The organism is Micromonospora sp. ALFpr18c (genome assembly GCF_008868155.1).
GTDB lineage: Bacteria > Actinomycetota > Actinomycetes > Mycobacteriales > Micromonosporaceae > Micromonospora.
Map to the genome: position 1 here is coordinate 1 of NZ_WBKR01000502.1, position 446 is coordinate 446.

The following is a 446-nucleotide window of genomic DNA, read 5'->3' on the forward strand; positions in this document are numbered from 1 at the left end:
CCGGCCCACGAGGGTCGCACCGCGGGCGCGGCTCCGGGCGGCTCCGGCGGCGGGGCGGCGGGGCTGCCCGCCGGACGCTCACCGGCCCAGGTCGGCCGCTCGGGGGCCGCCTCGGAATCGGGCCCATCCCGCTCCACGTCGTACGCCCGGGGCGGGTCTGCGCGCACCGGCTCGTACGGGCGGGTGGGCTCGGCGCGTACCGGCTCGTACGGCAGGTTGGGCTCGGCGACCCAGCCCGGCGCGGGCTCGTCCCGGGCCCGGCGGCCGGTCGGCTCGTCATCCTGTCTGGACCAGGGCGGTGCCCAGCCGCCGCCCCAGCTCGGGCGGTTCCAGCTCGGGCCGGACCAGTCCGGCTCGATCGCCGACGACTCCCCGGCCCGGGGAGCGTCCGCGGCGCGGGAGCCCTCGGCGGGACGGGTCGGCTCGGCGGGGGCGTCGGGGGGGCG

Annotated in this window: 1 pseudogene; it reads right to left on the reverse strand. The window is 82.1% G+C overall.

Annotation, left to right across the window (positions count from 1 at the left end):
• Positions 1 to 446, reverse strand: a pseudogene (locus F8271_RS32825) (hypothetical protein); the annotation flags it as partial.